The organism is Endozoicomonas sp. SESOKO4 (assembly GCF_024606275.1).
Genome location: NZ_JAHHPS010000276.1, coordinates 1 through 2,152, shown reverse-complemented (window position 1 = coordinate 2,152; position 2,152 = coordinate 1). Strand labels below are relative to the sequence as shown.

The 2,152-nt window shown below is 46.0% G+C and carries 2 protein-coding genes and 1 pseudogene; all 3 read right to left on the bottom strand.

Translation table 11 applies throughout. The annotated features are described in order from the left end of the window. Positions 1–41: 41 nt before the first annotated feature. Positions 42–920 carry a serine hydrolase domain-containing protein gene (locus tag KDK16_RS05155; RefSeq protein WP_373690925.1) on the bottom strand — a complete coding sequence of 293 codons (879 nt, stop codon included), beginning with the start codon at positions 918–920 and terminating at the stop codon, positions 42–44. 16 nt (positions 921–936) lie between these two features. Further along, positions 937–1,071, bottom strand: a pseudogene (locus KDK16_RS05150) (P-II family nitrogen regulator); the annotation flags it as partial. 310 nt (positions 1,072–1,381) lie between these two features. After that, positions 1,382–2,152, bottom strand: a 771-nt coding sequence (locus KDK16_RS05145) for a hypothetical protein (protein ID WP_257274990.1), incomplete at its 5' end; no start/stop codon positions are given.

Sequence of the window (2,152 nt, the reverse complement as noted above, 5' to 3'; positions counted from 1 at the left end):
ACAGAAACTTAAACAAAACGACATCCGCCCTTTGAAATACTCTAATCCAGGTCAAGACTGATTTTTCGGCTAAAGGCTTCCATCGGTATTTCGGTAAAGCCGGTAGCAAACCAAACCACCACATTATCTCTGGAAGGGGATACATAGATACCCTGACCATTCATGCCACTTTTATAGAGATCACCATCAGCAAAAACAGCATCCCACTGATAACTATTAAATAATGGTGCATCTCTGAATTCTTCCGTCAACCTGGGCCCAAGAGCACCTTTCAAATAGTTTTCCCGCTTTCCCGAGGTTTGCATACGCTTCAGCACTTGTTCCGAAACAATGCGTTTATCACCAAGCTTGTTCCAGCTCGGGGTAAACAACATGCCAAAACGCGCCATATCATCTAAACGAGAACTTACCAGACCATGAATAATGGCATTACCCTGTGGGCTTAAACCGATGGTTGCATCACCTGCCATACCTGCTTTTGACCAAATTCGCTCACTGACCACCTCTGCCAACCTTTTTTGCGTGATCTGCTCAATAATCAAACCCAACATCTGCGTATTAGCGGATGAATACTCAAAAGCCATACCTGGCTTTTTCAAATAAGGAATGGCAAGCAAAGCCTCATTGTGGGTATAAACTTTTCCGTCTTTTGCGGGCACACCCAACTCTGCTCTCACAAAGGCGTTATAAGGGGTATCACCACTGCGTGTTGTGGGGTTTTCCTCCAAATCAAGCCCTGTTTGCATGTTCAACACATCGAATATTTTCACGTTCTCCCAAGCTGTACCTTTTGCTTTGGGCAGATAATTTGACACGGTTTTCTGTAGATCAATACGCCCTTCTTCTTCCAGAAAAGCGATAAGCGTGCCGGCGATCACTTTTGAATTCGACATCCACACATGGCGGTCGTTCTCCCTCATGCCAGGGTATTGCTGGTAAATAATTTCGCCCTTTTTGATCACCATGACGCCCTGAACCGGTGACAGTGATACCCTGAACACCGATCTCGGACAAAGCCTCTCGCACGTCGTCCAATTTGAATGGCTTAATGATGGCTGATACCAACTTCATAAAAGCTCTCCTGAGTGAATCCTGTTGGCCAGCAGGGAATTTCCGGACATTGTCATTATGACCCGTGCCCCCAGCCTTAAGTATTCAGCTGATTTACTTCCAACTGAGTTTGGTGGCTTATATGCAGGCACTGTGCCAAATTCTGAAAACAACCTGTCAACAAGGCTCGCAGACTGAAAAAATTCTATTCCCGTTCATTCATTAAACCTCACGCACCAAAAAAGAACGCCTACCATGCTTCTTGCACCCAAATCGCGCACTTCTTTAGTGCAATAGACCATCATCCGCTTGTACGATAAAGCCCGACTATCTACCTGGGCAACATTGCAGTAACCGCAAAGCGTGCTCCCCAACCTTCTGCACCTTGTTCTGGCGCTCCGGCCCAATAACGCACACCTCCTGCAAAGCTCACCGGCAGCCGACCTATGTGAATTACTTTCGACAGCACAGCATTAATCGGAATATTCCATTGACTGTTTTTCCAGTCGTAAGTGCTTTCGGTTTGTAACGTATAAGTCCAACCTTTGTGGGTGTAGGTGAGAAAGGGCTGAATAAAAGAAGCATTAACATCATCACGCTTATCTTCACCGGCTATATCCCAGATATGATTGGCAAGTGCGCCATAACTCCAGCCCTGCTCCATTTTAAGCAATACAGCAGTAGGCCCTAGTCCCCACTTTTCTGTACCGAGTAATTCGTCGCTGGCTGTTGGTAGCAAAAAGACCGGCCCCGCACCCCAAATCCAGCCATTATTGGTAGGCCGTTTTGGTGAAAAGAAAAGGCTTTGAACAATATCACCAGTACCCGATTGCGAACCGCTGCTACCCGCCACATCATTTTGCTCAATCAAGGGTAAAATGGTTCTGGAAACCATATTCCAATCGTCATTCATCTCGATGGGTATCACAGGCTGCACGTTGACAGTTGTACGATGCCCATCGTCAGGGCCAAAGCCCGTATCATAATTGGCTTGCACGGGCATACTAATTAAATCAGCAACAGGATTGGTTAATTTTTTCGCCAATTCATCATCATCAGCATAAGCTGACAGGCAAACAATCAAGCTTAAACACAATGACAG

Coding starts and splice junctions, on each gene's coding strand:
- KDK16_RS05155 (WP_373690925.1), bottom strand. CDS start 920: ATGAGGGAGAACGACCGCCATGTGTGGATGTCGAATTCAAAAGTGATC.